The sequence below is a fragment of the Marinobacter sp. genome (assembly GCF_041984545.1).
Classification (GTDB): domain Bacteria; phylum Pseudomonadota; class Gammaproteobacteria; order Pseudomonadales; family Oleiphilaceae; genus Marinobacter.
In genome coordinates, this window is sequence record NZ_JBHIXV010000024.1 from 51460 (window position 1) to 67360 (window position 15901).

At 58.7% G+C, this 15901-nt stretch carries 19 protein-coding genes; 9 read left to right on the top strand and 10 right to left on the bottom strand.

The annotated features are described in order from the left end of the window. Window positions 1-141 precede the first annotated feature (141 nt). From ACFC20_RS12255 to ACFC20_RS12275, 5 genes are all read left to right on the top strand, one after another. The gene (locus ACFC20_RS12255) at window positions 142-720 is read left to right on the top strand and encodes a peroxidase-related enzyme (protein WP_375193249.1); all 579 of its coding nucleotides are present in this window, start codon (window positions 142-144) and stop codon (window positions 718-720) included. Window positions 721-773: 53 nt separating this feature from the next. Beyond that, complete coding sequence (locus ACFC20_RS12260) at window positions 774-2462, top strand: AMP-binding protein (protein ID WP_375193250.1); 1689 nt, start codon at window positions 774-776, stop codon at window positions 2460-2462. A 188-nt stretch (window positions 2463-2650) separates the two neighbouring features. Continuing rightward, window positions 2651-2941, top strand: coding sequence for a nucleotidyltransferase family protein (locus ACFC20_RS12265; RefSeq protein ID WP_375193251.1), 291 nt, complete (start codon window positions 2651-2653; stop codon window positions 2939-2941). Beyond that, complete coding sequence (locus tag ACFC20_RS12270) at window positions 2934-3287, top strand: DUF86 domain-containing protein (RefSeq protein WP_375193252.1); 354 nt, start codon at window positions 2934-2936, stop codon at window positions 3285-3287. The genes ACFC20_RS12265 and ACFC20_RS12270 overlap by 8 nt, the downstream gene beginning before the upstream one ends. Next, window positions 3287-3433 carry a DUF2959 family protein gene (locus ACFC20_RS12275; protein ID WP_375193268.1) on the top strand — a complete coding sequence of 49 codons (147 nt, stop codon included), beginning with the start codon at window positions 3287-3289 and terminating at the stop codon, window positions 3431-3433. The genes ACFC20_RS12270 and ACFC20_RS12275 overlap by 1 nt, the downstream gene beginning before the upstream one ends. Window positions 3434-3472: 39 nt before the next feature. Here ACFC20_RS12275 and ACFC20_RS12280 read toward each other — a convergent pair whose 3' ends face one another. Next, window positions 3473-4528 carry an MFS transporter gene (locus tag ACFC20_RS12280; protein WP_375193253.1) on the bottom strand — a complete coding sequence of 352 codons (1056 nt, stop codon included), beginning with the start codon at window positions 4526-4528 and terminating at the stop codon, window positions 3473-3475. Window positions 4529-4666: 138 nt separating this feature from the next. Between ACFC20_RS12280 and ACFC20_RS12285 the strand changes: the two genes are divergently transcribed. Together ACFC20_RS12285 and ACFC20_RS12290 are read left to right on the top strand one after the other, a co-directional pair. Beyond that, window positions 4667-5710: a TauD/TfdA dioxygenase family protein gene (locus ACFC20_RS12285; RefSeq protein WP_375193254.1), complete on the top strand. Its 1044-nt coding sequence runs from the start codon at window positions 4667-4669 to the stop codon at window positions 5708-5710. Between the two features lie 59 nt (window positions 5711-5769). Beyond that, on the top strand, window positions 5770-5979 hold the full coding sequence (locus ACFC20_RS12290) for a hypothetical protein (protein WP_375193255.1): 210 nt from the start codon (window positions 5770-5772) through the stop codon (window positions 5977-5979). A gap of 10 nt (window positions 5980-5989) precedes the next feature. On the opposite strand, the gene ACFC20_RS12295 is transcribed toward ACFC20_RS12290, so the two are convergent. Beyond that, window positions 5990-6376 (bottom strand): phosphate-starvation-inducible protein PsiE, encoded by a 387-nt coding sequence (locus ACFC20_RS12295; protein WP_375193256.1) that lies wholly within the window; start codon window positions 6374-6376, stop codon window positions 5990-5992. Window positions 6377-6399: 23 nt separating this feature from the next. Beyond that, window positions 6400-7320 carry a M14 family metallocarboxypeptidase gene (locus ACFC20_RS12300; protein WP_375193257.1) on the bottom strand — a complete coding sequence of 307 codons (921 nt, stop codon included), beginning with the start codon at window positions 7318-7320 and terminating at the stop codon, window positions 6400-6402. 89 nt (window positions 7321-7409) lie between these two features. Here ACFC20_RS12300 and ACFC20_RS12305 point away from each other — a divergent pair, with 89 nt between their 5' ends. Both ACFC20_RS12305 and ACFC20_RS12310 read left to right on the top strand, forming a co-directional pair. Next, window positions 7410-8894, top strand: a complete 1485-nt coding sequence (locus ACFC20_RS12305; RefSeq protein ID WP_375193258.1) for a hypothetical protein — start codon at window positions 7410-7412, stop codon at window positions 8892-8894. Continuing rightward, complete coding sequence (locus ACFC20_RS12310; RefSeq protein WP_375193259.1) at window positions 8891-9937, top strand: succinylglutamate desuccinylase/aspartoacylase family protein; 1047 nt, start codon at window positions 8891-8893, stop codon at window positions 9935-9937. The genes ACFC20_RS12305 and ACFC20_RS12310 overlap by 4 nt, the downstream gene beginning before the upstream one ends. Before the next feature lie 9 nt (window positions 9938-9946). Here the strand turns inward: ACFC20_RS12310 and ACFC20_RS12315 are convergent, their stop codons facing one another. The 7 genes from ACFC20_RS12315 to ACFC20_RS12345 form a co-directional block, all read right to left on the bottom strand. Further along, on the bottom strand, window positions 9947-10381 hold the full coding sequence (locus ACFC20_RS12315) for a hypothetical protein (protein ID WP_375193260.1): 435 nt from the start codon (window positions 10379-10381) through the stop codon (window positions 9947-9949). A gap of 96 nt (window positions 10382-10477) precedes the next feature. Beyond that, window positions 10478-12496: a PA domain-containing protein gene (locus ACFC20_RS12320; RefSeq protein ID WP_375193261.1), complete on the bottom strand. Its 2019-nt coding sequence runs from the start codon at window positions 12494-12496 to the stop codon at window positions 10478-10480. 952 nt (window positions 12497-13448) lie between these two features. Then, a complete protein-coding gene (locus ACFC20_RS12325) occupies window positions 13449-13730 on the bottom strand; it encodes a hypothetical protein (protein ID WP_375193262.1) in 282 nt (93 codons plus the stop codon). A 68-nt stretch (window positions 13731-13798) separates the two neighbouring features. Then, complete coding sequence (locus tag ACFC20_RS12330; RefSeq protein WP_375193263.1) at window positions 13799-14152, bottom strand: hypothetical protein; 354 nt, start codon at window positions 14150-14152, stop codon at window positions 13799-13801. 81 nt (window positions 14153-14233) lie between these two features. After that, window positions 14234-15049 (bottom strand): GIY-YIG nuclease family protein, encoded by an 816-nt coding sequence (locus tag ACFC20_RS12335; RefSeq protein WP_375193264.1) that lies wholly within the window; start codon window positions 15047-15049, stop codon window positions 14234-14236. 65 nt (window positions 15050-15114) lie between these two features. Beyond that, window positions 15115-15570 carry a hypothetical protein gene (locus ACFC20_RS12340; protein WP_375193265.1) on the bottom strand — a complete coding sequence of 152 codons (456 nt, stop codon included), beginning with the start codon at window positions 15568-15570 and terminating at the stop codon, window positions 15115-15117. A gap of 88 nt (window positions 15571-15658) precedes the next feature. Continuing rightward, window positions 15659-15901 (bottom strand): GNAT family N-acetyltransferase (locus tag ACFC20_RS12345; RefSeq protein WP_375193266.1); only part of this gene is annotated, 243 nt, incomplete at its 5' end.

A 15901-nucleotide genomic window follows, 5' to 3' on the forward strand; every position in this document is an offset into this window, starting at 1 on the left:
ACTGGCAGGTGGGGTGCAACCTCCCGGGACTGTCTGCAGCATGGATGCTGCAGTCAAGCTTACATGGACGTATTCACAGCGTGTCCCGGGAGGTTGCACCCCGCCTGCCAGCGCACCAAGACAAGAAGGCTAGGAGCAGTCATGAACCAGAACAAGAATGTGGTAGCCCTGGACCTCCCGATACCGGAGATCAAAGATCTGCCAGAAGACACCCAGAAGTACTTCCAGATCTGCCAGGAAAAACTCGGCATGATCCCGAACGTACTCACCGCCTACAGCCAGAACCTCAAACAGCTGGAAGGCTTCACCCGCCTCTACAACGAGCTCATGCTCGGCGAGGGTGAACTCTCCAAACTGGAGCGGGAAATGGTGGCCGTGGTGGTCTCCTCCGAGAACAAATGCTTCTACTGCCTGGTGGCCCACGGCGCCGCCGTGCGGGTACTCAGTGGCGATCCGCAACTGGGCGAGCACCTGGTGATGAACTACCGCAGCGCCAAACTCGACAAGCGCCAGCGGGCCATGCTCGATTTTGCGTCGCACCTCACCCGCTCCCCGGCCACCGTCACCGAAGAGCACATCCAGGCCCTGCGCGATGCCGGCTTCAGCGACCGCGCTATCTGGGATCTCAGCAACCTGGTGGGTTTCTACAACATGTCCAACCGCGTGGCGATTGCCAGCGATATGCAACCAAACCCCGAGTATCACAATCAGAGTCGCTAGCAGGTAAACTCCCCCTGCTCGCCCTCGACTACAAAAACAATGGAGGCAGAGAAATGAGCAAGACTCTACCCAGCTATACCAGCGGAACCGCAGACGTGCCCCTGCTGGGCATGACCATCGGCGAAATGCTCGACCGCACCGCCGAGAAATACCCGAGCACCGAAGCCCTGGTGTGCCTGCACCAGGACATTCGCTGGACCTACAAAGAATTCGTGGAAAAAGTGAACGAAGCTGCCCGCGCCTTCATGGCCATCGGCGTGAAGCGCGGTGACCGCGTGGGCATCTGGTCGCCGAACCGCTACGAGTGGACCGTTACCCAGTTCGCCACCGCCAAGGTCGGCGCCATCCTGGTAAACATCAACCCGGCCTATGGCGTGCATGAACTGAAGTACGCCCTCAATCTTGCCGGCATCTCGGTGCTGGTCACCGCCGACAGCTTCAAGGCCTCCAACTACCGCCAGATGATTTACGAGCTGGCGCCAGAGCTCAAGAACTCCACCGCCGGCAAACTCAAGGCCGAACAGGTGCCCGAGCTGCGCGCCGTGATCAACGTGCACGAAGACAAGCACGACGGCATGTGGAGCTGGAAAGAGTTTCTCGGCTTCGCCGGCGAGGTTACCGAAGCGCAACTGTACGAGCGCCAGGACCAGCTGCAGTTTGATGACCCCATCAACATCCAGTTTACCTCCGGCACCACCGGCAACCCCAAGGGCGCAACCCTCACTCACCACAACATCCTGAACAACGGGTACTTTGTGGCGGAGAGCCAGCTGTTCACCGAGAAAGACCGCCTGGTGATCCCGGTGCCGCTGTACCACTGCTTCGGCATGGTGATGGGCAACCTGGGCTGCATTACCCACGGCTCCACCATGATCTACCCGGGTGAGGGCTTTGAGCCCAAATCGGTACTGCAGGCCGTGCACCAGGAGAAGGCCACCGCGCTGTATGGCGTGCCCACCATGTTCATCGCCGAACTGGCCGACCCGGACTTCGAAACCTACGACCTCTCCACCCTGCGCACCGGCATCATGGCCGGCTCCATCTGCCCGGCGGAGGTCATGAAGAAGGTCAACGGCAAGATGAACATGAAGGAAGTGCAGATTGCCTACGGCATGACCGAGACCAGCCCTGTATCCACCCAGACCAGTTCCCTCGACCCGTTCGAAAAGCAGGTCACCACCGTGGGCCGCACCCAGCCGCACCTGGAAACCAAGATTGTCGATCCGGGCACCGGCAACGTGGTGCCCCGTGGCGAGATTGGCGAGCTGTGCACCCGGGGCTACAGCGTGATGCTGAAGTACTGGAACAACGAAGAAAAAACCCGCGAGGCCATCGACGACGCCGGCTGGATGCACACCGGCGACCTGGCCACCATGGACGAAGACGGCTACATCCAGATTGTTGGTCGCATCAAGGACATGGTGATCCGCGGCGGGGAAAACATCTACCCGAAAGAAATCGAAGAGTTCCTCTACACCCACCCGGCCATCGAGGAAGTGCAGGTCACTGGCATCCCGGACGAGAAGTACGGCGAAGAACTGATCGCCTGGGTAAAGCTGGCCCCCGATGCGGCGCCTGTGACCGCCGAGGACCTGCAGGCCTTCTGCAAGGGCAAGATCGCCCACTTCAAGATCCCGAAGAACTACAAGTTCGTGGACGAGTTCCCGATGACGGTGACCGGCAAAATCCAGAAGTTCAAGATGCGGGAGATTTCGATCGAGGAGATGGGGCTGAAGAAGTAACGGTCCACTAGCCTCCGAGAGCCTCCCGGCTCCCCACTGCTCACTTCAGGCCCGGCTCTATGCTGGCCGGCGCCTGAAGTGGATGTATTACCTGTACAATCCTGGAAATCACAAGCCCCGCCTTCTCAAGGTCCATGTTAGACTTGCAAGCAAGCGAAAGCCGTAGCTGTTCCCCCTGAGGTTGAGCCATGGATAAGAAGCGAGCAATTGAACTGCTGACCAGAAGCAAGCCGGAACTCCAAACCCGCTTTGGTGTAACGAGTTTGGCGCTGTTTGGATCTACTGCCCGAGATACTGCAAGCAGTGGCAGCGACGTTGATGTCTTGGTGGCATTTGACGGCCCGGCAACCTCCGAGCGCTACTTCGGCGTGCAATTCTTTCTGGAAGATCTGTTTGGCTGCCCAGTTGACCTCGTGACTGAAAAGGCGCTCAGAGCAGAGCTGCGCCCTTACGTAGAGAGGGAGCAGGTACGTGTCTGATGGTTTTCAGCGCGAATGGCGCTTCTACCTCGACGACATGATAGGCTTTTCCGAAAAGGTCCTGGCTTACACCAGAGAACTTGATCAATCGGAATTTCTCCAAAGCGAAATAACCTACGACGCCACACTTCGAAACCTCGAATTGATCGGCGAAGCCGCCACACATATTCCCGAAGACATCAGGGGTGCAAACCCGCAAATTCCTTGGCGGATGATTGTTGCGACCCGAAATCGTTTGATCCACGGGTATCTTGGTATCGACGATGACACCATCTGGAGCATTATCGGGGACGACGTTCCAGCGTTACTTCCGTTGCTGAAGGAATTGAGAGCCAAAACCAGCTGATCCGTCGTACGCACGACGCCGAGGACCGCAGGGAACCGGTACTGCAGGCGTTTGAAGACCAGGTGCTTTACCTCAAGCACAACCTCAATGCACAAGCCATTGGCGCGCTGGAAAACGAACTGGCAACCATTCGCCAGGGCGGCTAGGGGCTCCCCCGGCCGGGTTCCCCACCGTCCGCTGACCGGTCAGTAGCTTTCGCTCTTACCGGTCACAGGCGTGAGAGGCTCCCCTTCCTCATTCTGCAGCTGGTAGTCGTAAGCGGCCTGCAGACCGGTATCCAGCTCGCCCTCTTCCTCTGGCTCGTATTCCAGGTAGCGCGGGTAGAACGGCGACAGCATGGCCACCACAATGCCGATCACACAGAACAGGGCGAAGGCATCCGCATAGCCAATGCTGGCAGCCAGCATCATGAGCATCAGGGCCTGGGTGATGGGCGGGTTGTTGCGATCGGCCAGGTCTGCCACCACGGCCCCGCCAAGACCCGCGATACCCACGCCCAGCCACAGCCAGCCGGTATAGTCGGATGACATTTCGCCAAGATTAACCACCAGATCCGGTGCGAAAATCCAGTACGCGGCCGACACAAACCCCATCATGAACCCGAACAGCGAGAGCCGGAACAGGCGCCACCACTGGTCGGCACTGATGGGCGCTGCCGGCGCGGCGTTTGAGGGCACCACCCGGGACACTGAGGGAATAAAGAACCAGGTGGCCAGCACCCCTATCAGAGCGAGCACGGCGAACGCCGCGTAAGCGAAGCGCCAGGCGCCGGAGAGAAACAGAATGGTAGGCACGGCAACCACCACACCGATACTGGTGCCGGCATTCATCACCGAGCTCACCCGGCCATGCAATGAGCGCCTCACCAGGGCCTGCATGGCTGCCGTAAGGGCGGGCATCATCAGCCCCGTACAGATGCCACAGGCAATCACCCCCAGCCCCAGCGAAATGGCACCACCGGCCTGACTGATCAGCCCAAGGCCAACCACACCGAAAAGCCCGGACGCCATCGCGGTGTTACGGGCACCGAGCCGATCGGCCGAGAAAGGCGCAAGTATCGTGGCAAACACAAAGCTGATCAGTGGCAGCGCACCAATCACACCAATCACATCCGGCGCCAGCCCCAGATCGGCCCTGATGGGCGGAACAAACAGACCAAAGGCAAAACGCGCCAGCCCATAGCTGATGGCAATCAGAGCGGCACCGAGTAACGCAAAGGCTGTGCTTGATGGAAACTTCATTCCACTTCCAGATCACTGGCTTTTGTGTTGGCATCCACAGTCAGCGTAGCCGCCGGGTCAATCATCGACCAGATTTGAATTGGAAAATCCGCCTGGGTTAGTCTGTCCAAAAAACAGACACGAGGGTGACCCGCAGAAATGGCAACCGTTCCCCCGCTCAGCGCCAACCGTGTTTCACTGATTGAGGAAGCAGGACTGACCATCAGACAGATCGAACCCATGGGGGCAGAGATCTACGGCGCCGATGTTCGAACGCGATTGCCCGAGAACGTGATCACAGCCCTGGAACAGGAAATGGCGAACCGGGGCTTTATCGTTTTCAAGCACCAGACCAACCTTTCCCCGGATGAACTGGTGGAGGCCAGCCGTTGGTGGGGCGCCCATGAAATTCACTCCACCCACGGCGTTCATCCGGCAACACCGGGCCGCAACCGGCACATCTTCCGGTGCTCCAACGACGCCCGTCACGGCATTCTGGGCGTTGGCCCGCAATGGCATAACGATGGCAGTTTTGAAGCCGCCACCTTCTCCCACAGCGCCTATTACATGGCCCGGGCACCGGAGCGCGGCGGCGGCACCCACTTTGCCCACCAGGGCGCGGCGTTCGATGCCCTGCCACCCCAGAAGCAGGACTTCTGGCAACGGCTGGTGTCAGTCAATTCCGCCTCCAGCGTGACCCACCCCGTGGTGCACACCCACCCCATCTCCGGCCGCAAAAGCGTGTGGCTGCACCTGGGCATGACCGGCGCTGTCATCGAACGACTGCCCGACGACCAGCTGACACTGGACCAACTGAGAATGCTGCCGGCCGACGCCGACAAATTCCGCCTGCTCGATGAACGGGCCATGAAAGAACTGTTCAACGACTACAACGAGCTGCTGAACAATTCCTTCGAGGGAGGCTACGGCACCCGTTACCAATACGACACCGGCGACCTGCTGTTTGTCGACAACTGGGCGGTGGCGCACCAGGCCGCGCCGGAAGCCCACCTGCCCGCCGAACAGCAGGGCCTGCGAATCATGGACCGGGTAACGGTAAAAGCCAGGCAGAACCTGGCGCCCCACTTCGGGCTGCCGCAGTACATCAACATCACCGGCCCACATCCCTTCAACAAGGATGGCGTGTGGCAGGCCGGAGGCGTGGGATTCCGCTGGAAAGACGACATTCGCATGCAGAACTGAAGGGCAGGCGTTCAGGCAGCATTCATGCTAAGGTTGCCGTTTTGAACAGAGGCGCATAGATGGCCAACCTTTCCAAACACCAATCCGGAACCGCAGGGCATTCCTGGAAATTGTCGGCAGTGGCCGCTGTGGCATCCGTCATCGCAGCCATCGTCAGCTTTGGCGAGGTGTCGCCCATCATCACCGGCCTGATCCTGCTCACCGCCGTCGGCTGGGGATTCACTGCCCGGGATAACCGGCGCGCCCAGCAATCACCAGACGAATCCTGAGCACCTGCGACTAATCGTCCGGTCGGGTCTGGTTGAAACGTGTTAGCACCCAAGCCGCCACCGACAGTATCAGAATGGCCACGGCCTCATAGAGAATGTTTTCCGGCGCCATGTCCTTGCCCTGAAGAATGATCAGCCGCGCAAGGGCAGTGATGGCAATGAAGATCGGGAAGACCGAAGCCGACCGCCGATTCGAATAAAACACCGCAACCATGCCGATCACCTCCATGTAGAGGAACATCAGCAGGATATCGCCCAGATCCAGTGTTTGTGCGAGGTAAAGAGACCGGATCTCCACGAAAACGCCCACCAGCGTCATCACTACCACGATAAACAGAAGGATGCGCTCGATAACCTGGAACAGCTTGAGCGCGATGTTTTTCTCTGAAGAGTTCATCTGGTTCGCCTTACAGGATGGATTTAATGCGCCAGCGCATAGTCGATGGCCGCACACACGGCCGCCACCTGGGCCGCGTTGCACTGCTCCGGGGTTACCCGTTGGCTGTCCGGATACACCTCGGTGGTGGTTCGGAAGGGCGCACGGGTAATACTGGTGCACAGCCCCCACTCGGTGAGCGGGTAAGCAATCACACCCCGGGCCAGGACCGGTGAGCCGAACAGCTCGCCTTTGTCATCGGCCGGGGCAATGTGAGTAACCTCCTCCACCGCCTCGACCACCGCCTGCTGGAAGTCCGGGTTGGGATCGGCACTGTCATCCACCACGTAGAAGCCATCGGGAATACCCGCCGGCTCGAACGGCTTGCCATCGCGGGCCGCCAGCGCCGGGCGAAACTCGGATTCGTCGGTATCGGTGGTCTCGTGCAGATCAATGTGCAGCAGGGCGCTCTCACGAATGGGCGCCACCAGGCGGAGCAGGGCCTCAGACTCCTCCACGCCACTGCCCTCGCGGAACGACCGGTTGGGGTCCTGCGCGTTGGCATTCCACCGGTGGATACGCTCATAGGCCCAGGGACTGACACAGGGCGCCACCAGCAGGTTTACCCGGCCAGCATAAGCCTCCCCGCGTTGCTCCAGAAACTGCAGCGCACCGTGCACGCCGCTGGTTTCGTAGCCGTGTACCCCGCCGGTAATCAGCACCACCGGCAGGTCGTTGTTCCAGCTCCGGCTACGCAGGGCCACCAGCGGATAGGCATCCTGGCCGTAGACAACGCGGCCGTATTCCTCAACATCAAAACGTGAGCCCAGGCGGTCGACCGCGGCGAGCACATTCTGCTCGTAGCTGCGTTGACGGGCCTGGCGCGACAACCACTCGGCGCGCTCGTTATCGCCCCAGGGTTTGCCCGGGGTGCCAATGGGATAGGGGTGGGCGGTGGAGCTCATGTCGCCTGTCTTCTCCTTTGCTTATTCGTGTTGAGGTACGGAATCTTCCGCTACTATCTAGTTAAGTAAGTCCTGGAGATGATGCCACCGTGGGACTGTCGATCAAACAATCGGAATTTGCGGCGGAAGAATTCGAGCGTTTTGCGGCCAAGGTGCGAACAGACCTTGCCGCGCTCCGTCGTCTTCTGGACCGCCCGGACTTCGGCGAGGGTGAGAGCTCCATCGGCGCCGAAGTGGAGTTCTACATCGTTAATCCCGATCTCTACGTTCAGCCCATCAACACCGAAATCGCCGCCCGCGTAAAGGACCCTCAGCTGACGGTGGAACTCAACCGCTTCAATCTCGAGTACAACCTCACGCCCCAGGCGTTCAGCGGAACCCCGTTCGCCCGTACAGAGCAGGAGCTGCTCGCGGCCACCCGGCGCATCAACCAGCACGCCAAACCGCTTGAAGGTGAGCTGGTGCCGATCGGCATTCTGCCCACCCTGCGCCAGTCGGACATGGGCGCCGAGGTAATGACCGACCTGCCCCGCTACCACGCCCTATCCAGCGCGCTGCTCAAACAGCGGGGCGAGCCGTTCAGTATCCACATCGGCGGCAACGATGTCATCGACCTGACCGCCGACGACGTGTACATGGAAGGCGCCACCACCTCCTTCCAGCTGCACTGGCGGGTGCCCGCCAACCGGTTTGCGGACTATTTCAACGCGGTGCAACTGGTTACACCCATCGCCCTGGCCCTGGCCAGCAATTCACCCAGTCTGTTTGGCCACCACCTCTGGGACGAGACCCGGATTGCCCTGTTCAAGCAATCCATCGACAGCCGCTCGCCCCACCACAAAACCTGGCGCCACCCGCCCCGCGTGTATTATGGCAACGGCTGGGTGCGCAGCGCCTGGGAACTGTTTGCGGCTTCGGCCTCGCTGTATCCCCCCATTCTTCCGGTGCTGTCCGAGGAAGACCCGATGGCGATGATAGACCACGGCCAGGTGCCGGAACTGGCCGAGCTGCGCCTGCACCAGGGCACCACCTGGCCCTGGAACCGGGCCATTTACGATCACGCCGACGGTGGCCACCTGCGCATCGAGATCCGCTCCATGCCCGCAGGGCCCACCGCCGTGGATATGTGTGCCAACGGTCTGTTTGTAATCGGCGCTGCCCTGGCCATACTCGACGACATCCAGCATCTGACGTCCATACTTCCCTTCCACTACACTGAACACAACTTCTACCGCGCCGCCAAGTACGGCATCGGCGCCGAGATTATCTGGCCGCACAAGGATCAGGTTCAGTTGCAGGACACGCCACTGCTGAACGTAGCCCGGGCGCTGCTGCCACGGGCGCGGGAAGCCCTGCAGCGCACCGCCGTGGACGACACCGAGATTAACCGCCTGCTCGGCATCATCGAAGGCCGCATTGAAACCACGCTCTCCGGCGCCCGATGGCAGCGTTACATGACCCAATCCTTGCTCCGGTCCCTGGGCCCGAGCGAGGCGTTCCGGAGTATGCTGGCGTTGTACATGGCCAACCAGAAGCAAAACACACCGCTCCACGAATGGACACTTTCACCGTGAGCACCTCCAACCGCCTTGAGTACCTGAACGACCCGTCGCCCCAGACCCTGGGCCGCTCGCCCCTGGAATGGCTGGAGCGCCTGAACGGGCCCACGGTGGTGCGGGTGGCCGGCCGGGATCGTTCCCGCACACGGGCCATGGCCACCCTGATTCATGGCAACGAACCGTCCGGCTTTTTTGCCCTGCACCGGTGGCTGCTGGAGCAGCGCACACCCGAGGTGAACATGCTGTTCCTGCTCGGCGGTGTTTACCCGGCAAAAATCACTCCGGTACTGACACAACGCCAGCTACCCGGTGGTCGCGACCTCAACCGGTGTTTCAAAGAGCCCTTTGAGGGGGATGAAGGCGCCATTGCCCGCGCCCTGCTTGAAGAGCTCCGCGACGCCAACCCAGAATGCCTGCTGGACGTGCACAACACCTCCGGCACCGGCCCGGCCTTCGCCGTTACCATCACCAACGACGCCGCCCACCAGGCACTGACCTCGCTGTTCACCGACCGGCTCATCATGACCGACCTGCGCCTGGGCGCACTCATGGAGTATTCCGAACAGGAGGTACCCACGGTAACCATCGAGTGCGGCGGCGCCCAGGACGATCACGCTCACGAACTGGCGTACGAGGGCCTTGTTCGGTACACCTCGAGAGCCGATGTGCTCTCACTGGAAAAAGCAGACTGGGACGTGGCAGTACTGCGCAACCCCATCCGGGTGGAGCTGGCGCCCGAGGCCACCATTGAATACCGGCTTGAACCCACGGGCCTGGCGGACCTGACACTGCCGCCCGACATTGAACACCGCAACTTCGGCGTGGTTTCGCCAGAGGAACCCCTGGGATGGGTGGGCAAGAAGGGCCTCAGCATACTCAACGCCATCAGCCACAACCGCACGGAGAACGTAACACAGGTACTTCGGGTGAAGGACGGCCAGGTTTACCCGGCCCAGGCCATCAAGGCCTTCATGATTACCACCAACCCGGCCATCGCCAAGAGTGATTGCCTGTTCTACGCCGTGAAGGCCACCGGCGATCCCCTTTTTGAGTCGTAAACGGACCGATCAAACCCCGCCCGAATCCGTTTTCCGGCGCCCATGCTCCGGGCGTCGTCGCTCATCGCCTTCGGCCGCGGTATAAAGCTCTGTCTGTAAGGTCTGGAGGCGCCGATCCTTCTCATTGGTGCGTCGGTCGTTCTGGTGGGCGTATTTACAGTCGCACCCGGACACATTCGTGCATTCATCCAGGGGTAAGGTGGGCGTGTTGTGCTGGCCGTCCAGAAAGAGCTCGTCCTGCAAATCCTTCACGGCCTGGCAGGCATTCGCTCCCGGAACAATCCGCGTGGCCGGGAAGTCAGCCTGTCCGCTACTGGCCGCAGCCCGACTGCCGGCTTTACGGGTACGTTTGCCCGCCACGCGTCTCCTGCCACCTGTGGACTTCAGCTTCCACAGCACCACCAGAACGGCTACAACACCAGCCAGTATGAGGAAATACACCATACAACGTCCTTTTAAACTCTCGCTCTGCCTGAAGTAGCAAACCCGTAAGGGGGGCTTGCGCCCCCCTTCCATTTTTCACCGATTGCCTGCCTGTGGCTAGGGTGTCGGCGCGTTGCAGTACAGCGTGCTCGTGGCGTCTTCACACTCCCACTTGAAGATCCACAGCCCGGTGCTGCGGTCGGAGCCCAGAACGAACTGCTCACCATTCACTTCGGTGACCGTCACACCCCAGAAGTTCGAGCCTGCCAGTTCGCCAAGCTCCTCACCGGCGATGAAGCGGCCCACCTCGTGCATGTTCCAGGACGCCACGCCTTCTCCCTGCGCATTGATATGGAAGTGGCCAGGACGCCACTCAACGGCTCTCATGCCCAGTGAGTACCAGGAAATGAACACCCGGTTGGGTTGCTGGGGATCGGCCTCCAGGTTGTGCATGGTGAGGTCGCCCGCGCCGGATGCCAAAGCGGGATCTGTCAGCTCAGCCGGCGCGTAGAAGCCGATTTCGCCCAGATAGCCCACGGTAACCGGATCCTGGGCATTGGCGCCCATACCAACCGGAACGGTGACATCGCCCTGGGTGTTATTCAGCACATGCAGGTAGCCCCAGCCATCGAAGGCCGCGCCGATGGTACTCGCGATGCCGGGCGTGCCGACAGCCGGCAAGGCCGGGTTGGTGCCATCGTCCGCACCACACTGGGCCGGGTCGTAGCCGTTAATGCCAAGAATGCCGAAGCCGGAGGAACGAGGCACGAAGACCATCGGAATGCCTGCCTCCACGAGCATCGAAACCGACGCCTCGCAGCGGTCTGGCGCTACCCCGTTAAACACAATACCCGCGGAGTAACCGGCGGCTTCGATGGTTTGTGCCTTGGTGGTAAAGGCGCAAACGCCGCGCTCGATAACCGCAATGCTCGCCCCGGTTTCCGCCGCGGTCGGGATCGCCTCGCCACAGGCAAGGCCTACGAATACCGTGTTCCCCGTTACGCTTTCAATCGCAGCGCCCGGCCCTACCTGGGGCACATCGCTGCCCTGGGATGCCGGGTATTCGTTGCTACCGACAATCACCGCCGTGAAGAACGCATCGAAGTCCTCATCACCACCGAAAATCTTGTCGAAGCCATCACCGCCAAACACGGCCGCATGGGCATTTCCCTCGGCCGGGCTGATGCCCAGAACCGGGTCGATTTCCGGATAGGTGGAGTCTCCAAGGAACACCGGATTGGCAGGATCATTCACGTCCAGAATGATAAACCCGGCGTCCCAGTACGAGAGCACCGCATGCCAGTCTTCCCCGGGGCCCGGGTCCATGTCATTCACCCAGATGTCGTGCAGCAGGGGCGCCGCGAAAACACCGGTGAATAACTGCCCGTCGGCTGCCACCTCCGGATTGGTCTCCAGCCAGGTGCCGATGCCGGTGGTTGCAATCTTTTTCGGCGCCTGTGGCTTGGTGATGTCCGCAATGATGACATCGTCTACGTTGATATCGTCGACGATCATCAGGAAGGTTTCGCCGGCCGCGGTTGTCCAGGCAAAGGTATTGTGTACGGGGGTGTCCAGAAAGTTCTGCTTGAGGGCATGGGGCATGGTTGGGTCGGTCACATCCCACAGCGAAATGCCGCCCTGCCCCTGTTGCTTGCCACCATTGCCACCGCCAATCGCCTGGCCATTGCCCTTCAGCGGGCCACAGGGTTCCAGGGAATGAATGAGAACGGATCTGGCGCCAACCTTATGGACTTTGACATCGTTGATGCGGGTGTTGGGTGGCGATTTGATCATGCCGATGGTGGTCGGATTCGCTGGGTCCCGGATGTCTGAAATAAACACACCGGACCGGTCACAGGTAGGCTCCTCAAAGGTGCCCACATAGGCATACCCTTCATGAGCCCAGACATCCGTGTATTTGCCATCGGAGATACCGCCCAGCGCATCGTGACCAATCACCGTAAAACCGTAATTCACATTGCTCGGTACATGGCCGTCGGGGTTGGGGGTGTCGTGCAGGAGGTGTTTGTTATCTGCTTTGCTACCGTCAGAGGCGCTGTCTTCGTGGGCCCAGACCAGGCCGCTTGCGACAGTCAGGCACAGGGACCCGACCAGTAGAGTCGAGCTCATGTTCATTGAAACTCTCCTTGTATCGAGGTTTTAGCGCGCCGTGTTGCTTTCAGAATGAGGGTTTGTTGTTTTCAGCGGCACGGCCTGATCGTTCACTACTCCATAACGATCTTATTGAGTGTTACCCGTTTCCTTCGATAATCAAGGTTGGCTGGACAAAAAACGCTCAACCGGGTTCCGTTTTAGTTGCACGCAAACTTCCCCTGACAAAATGCATCGAGCAACAAAACCAGAAACACGATAACTGTCGGCGCGAGTAGACCGACAAGGGTGTATTGTCTCAGGGTGTGAATCGCCCCTTCCTTCCGATTCTTCCAATACCCGAGAACGCCTGTGAGCACCGGAACTGGATAGATGAAGATTGATAGCGCGAGGGCGAGAGTAATCGGGTTGGTGTCGGATCCCGGGGCATCAAACATAAACAGACTGCCCAAAAGGCCTATGGGCCAGGCCAGTATGCTTATTGCCAGGATCGAATTGATAGCGCCATATGCCAACCGCACCCGCACCCCCTAATTAACATCACGCCAGTGGTCATTGAAGTGTCGCTTCGGGAAACGAAGCCCGATGGTGTTGGCGTGCAGTTGATCACCTGGCTAACAGCTACCGCCGCCAGAATGCCCACCACTTTTTGCCGCTCCCTGCGTTCATCTCTTTTGCTCGGTCGTAACAGGCACCGCACAGCAAACTGACGCCTGCAAATGACTCGGACTCTTCATTCCATTCCCCCACGCGATTTACCACTTCTTCGCAGTCTGAACACCACGAATCTGGTCGGGGGGCGTCTGGATTTTCTCCGGACGACCAGAACCCTCTTGGCTGCCCGTCCCGGAGGCTCTGAACAATGTGCTGGCAGACAAACGTGGCCTGTTGCTTTCCATGCTCGCAGCATTCGACGTAGTGTTCTTCTTCAGTCATCTGGCTTGCCTTCTGGCGCTCCGACAGGTGCGTACGATTTTTAGTCGCTGTTCTTTTGAACAAGCGCTTCAGTTTCGTCGAGTTTTACAACCTCCCCGTCTCCAAGGTATCTGAAGAACTGCCCCTCATCATCCCTGAAGACTTCGCCAGAACTGATGACCGCCGGCTTGGAAGATATGACTCTCAGCTCCCCGGTATTCTGGTTAAGCAGATAGACAACACCTGCGGAGGTTTCAAACAGCGAGAAGTTGGGGGCGGCTGACATTGTGGTGTTGTCGCACCCTGTGAGAACGAGAGCGGTAAGAAGAATCCAAGGCCTCATTGAGAGTCTCCCTGTGGATTAGCGCTTGCATAGGCTGCACGTCTCACGCTGCCGCCTTCCGTGGTTTGTCAGACTCCATCCTGAAGCACGGACCGTAACGTTTCCGCTGCTTCTGCGAGGTACGAAAACTCACCATCCTGCTCCTCCTTGAGTCGGTAATAGACCATATTTCTCTGGTCTAGCAAGCGAGAGCTTGAAGCCAAATGGATATTGACCTCAAACCCATAATCCACGCCGTGAAACTCATTCAACACTTCAACCAATTGATCGCTGTGCGGGTTCCGGAAGGTCAGGCGATGTGTGTAAGCGGAGCTCTCATCCAATGCCGGTTCGAAGCCAAACTCCTTCTGTAAGAAAGCGAAGTGTTCCATTACTTGCGCTTTAAATTCGTGGCCTGATGACGCAATGGAATGCTCATTCATAAGGTGGCCTAACATCAAAATCAGGAGATCGGAAACCGCACCGAAGTTTTTTCGGTCGCCCTGAGTTTACTTGATATGTTCTTAATTTGAGTTGTAGCCATGCTCTCTCGTCAGGAGAACGTCCTTCCAATGAGATTCGCGACGAAGAACGTCTTTCTCACTTGAATGGATATCTGCGATTTCCAGCACAGCAAACCGAAAATTCTCGGCAGAGACTGCCCCAGTTTCCCGAAGCAATTCTCGAAGTTCCTTGTTGCCACCATGGCCAGTAGATGCGTACTGGCTCCACCGCTGCCAGATACCGCCTTCGCCAGTGGCGCTACCGACATACAGTTTACCGCTTGCGGTATCTGATATGACGTAGACACCCGCGACATTGGATAAAGCGGTACGCCAAGACTCAATTGATTGGCGCACGATTGCATCAAGCTCCCCCTTGGATAGATTGATGCTGCGATATCCCGGGAACTCCGCAATGGAGAGTCTTTCCGCTTTCAGCTCCGCGACGGAAATTTGGGCACCCCAGGTTTCAGCATTCAAGTACGACTGCCTTCCTGTGCGGGAAAAGGACACTACCAAGCGCCCTGCAAACTCCTCGCAAGAGACATCTGGAGCCATCTTGTAATAGTGCAAATTATGATCACTTTTCCACTCGGAACCATGAGCCGTATAGAGCCCGGCAAATAGCCACTGATTTTGAGCAGGGAGCGAAATCAAAGCGATAACGTATTTCCGTTGGAAATTGCGTTTTGTCTGCCACCGTTGCCATTCATCGAAATCACCAGCCAGGAAAACATCGAGTGGATTTTCTTTTCCGTTCCAGGTGGCCAGGTGGAGTTTGCATTCCTCGGGGACGAGGCAGGGATTTGCGACTTGAAGGAGATCGAATAACTGCACTGTGTGATCCTAGCACTTATATAGAAGGCGCCCGGCGGCAATCGGTCGAGAACCGCTGCGCCTTGTTAAATGGCCCTGGGCACGCGGTCCCCGTGAGCCACTGTTTTGTTGAGTTGCCGGAGTTTGTTGAGGGAGACTTGAAACTGGCCGTTACTCGGTAGCCTTTTGCTTTGGAATTGCGCCCAAACAAGGGCTCCTGGCCCGTTATAAATTTCTTCGAATGTTCCGTCGCGCAGGATCTTGATGACGATCGCATGCTTCGGCTGGCTCCGGAACGCAACAGAATTTGACTGCGTAGCCTTGATCTCAACTTCCAAGCCGGTTTCGGTGACAGCGTCATAGCCTTTGTTGGACGCAGTCTTCAGCTCCAGATTGTAGGCGTCGGCCACGAGGCATTCACCCAAACTGCCAACCATATGACCATCCGGGGTGAAGTGCCTGCCTGGAAACATTTCTTCTAACTCATTTACTGTGGCATAGAGCTGCTTGACCAAGGCCTGGAATTTATCGTGATTGATCATAAACATTTAACGCTGGTGGTAACCGGCGCCAGAGCGCAGCGGAGGGAACCAAAAACGGTACGCTTTGGGCGTGAGGTTGACCGCCTTGTTACATGGTGATTCGATAGTATCGGCCATGCTCTCCACCCTTTGTTCCGCTATGTGTGGACTGCCAACCCAATTTTTCAGCTACCCTTTTGCTGGCAGCATTTTCATCCGCAATGAAAACCTGGACGGTCTCTAAATCAATATCCGCTGCCAGCTTTTCAACTGCCAACTCACACGCCCGGATAGCTATGCCGCTACCCCAAAACGAGTTATGGTGATTTCTGGTGTATGGAAGCAGGTTGAA

Coding starts and splice junctions, on each gene's coding strand:
- ACFC20_RS12255 (WP_375193249.1), top strand. CDS start 142: ATGAACCAGAACAAGAATGTGGTAGCCCTGGACCTCCCGATACCGGAG.
- ACFC20_RS12260 (WP_375193250.1), top strand. CDS start 774: ATGAGCAAGACTCTACCCAGCTATACCAGCGGAACCGCAGACGTGCCC.
- ACFC20_RS12265 (WP_375193251.1), top strand. CDS start 2,651: ATGGATAAGAAGCGAGCAATTGAACTGCTGACCAGAAGCAAGCCGGAA.
- ACFC20_RS12280 (WP_375193253.1), bottom strand. CDS start 4,528: ATGAAGTTTCCATCAAGCACAGCCTTTGCGTTACTCGGTGCCGCTCTG.
- ACFC20_RS12285 (WP_375193254.1), top strand. CDS start 4,667: ATGGCAACCGTTCCCCCGCTCAGCGCCAACCGTGTTTCACTGATTGAG.
- ACFC20_RS12290 (WP_375193255.1), top strand. CDS start 5,770: ATGGCCAACCTTTCCAAACACCAATCCGGAACCGCAGGGCATTCCTGG.
- ACFC20_RS12295 (WP_375193256.1), bottom strand. CDS start 6,376: ATGAACTCTTCAGAGAAAAACATCGCGCTCAAGCTGTTCCAGGTTATC.
- ACFC20_RS12300 (WP_375193257.1), bottom strand. CDS start 7,320: ATGAGCTCCACCGCCCACCCCTATCCCATTGGCACCCCGGGCAAACCC.
- ACFC20_RS12315 (WP_375193260.1), bottom strand. CDS start 10,381: ATGGTGTATTTCCTCATACTGGCTGGTGTTGTAGCCGTTCTGGTGGTG.
- ACFC20_RS12320 (WP_375193261.1), bottom strand. CDS start 12,496: ATGAACATGAGCTCGACTCTACTGGTCGGGTCCCTGTGCCTGACTGTC.
- ACFC20_RS12325 (WP_375193262.1), bottom strand. CDS start 13,730: ATGAGGCCTTGGATTCTTCTTACCGCTCTCGTTCTCACAGGGTGCGAC.
- ACFC20_RS12330 (WP_375193263.1), bottom strand. CDS start 14,152: ATGAATGAGCATTCCATTGCGTCATCAGGCCACGAATTTAAAGCGCAA.
- ACFC20_RS12340 (WP_375193265.1), bottom strand. CDS start 15,570: ATGATCAATCACGATAAATTCCAGGCCTTGGTCAAGCAGCTCTATGCC.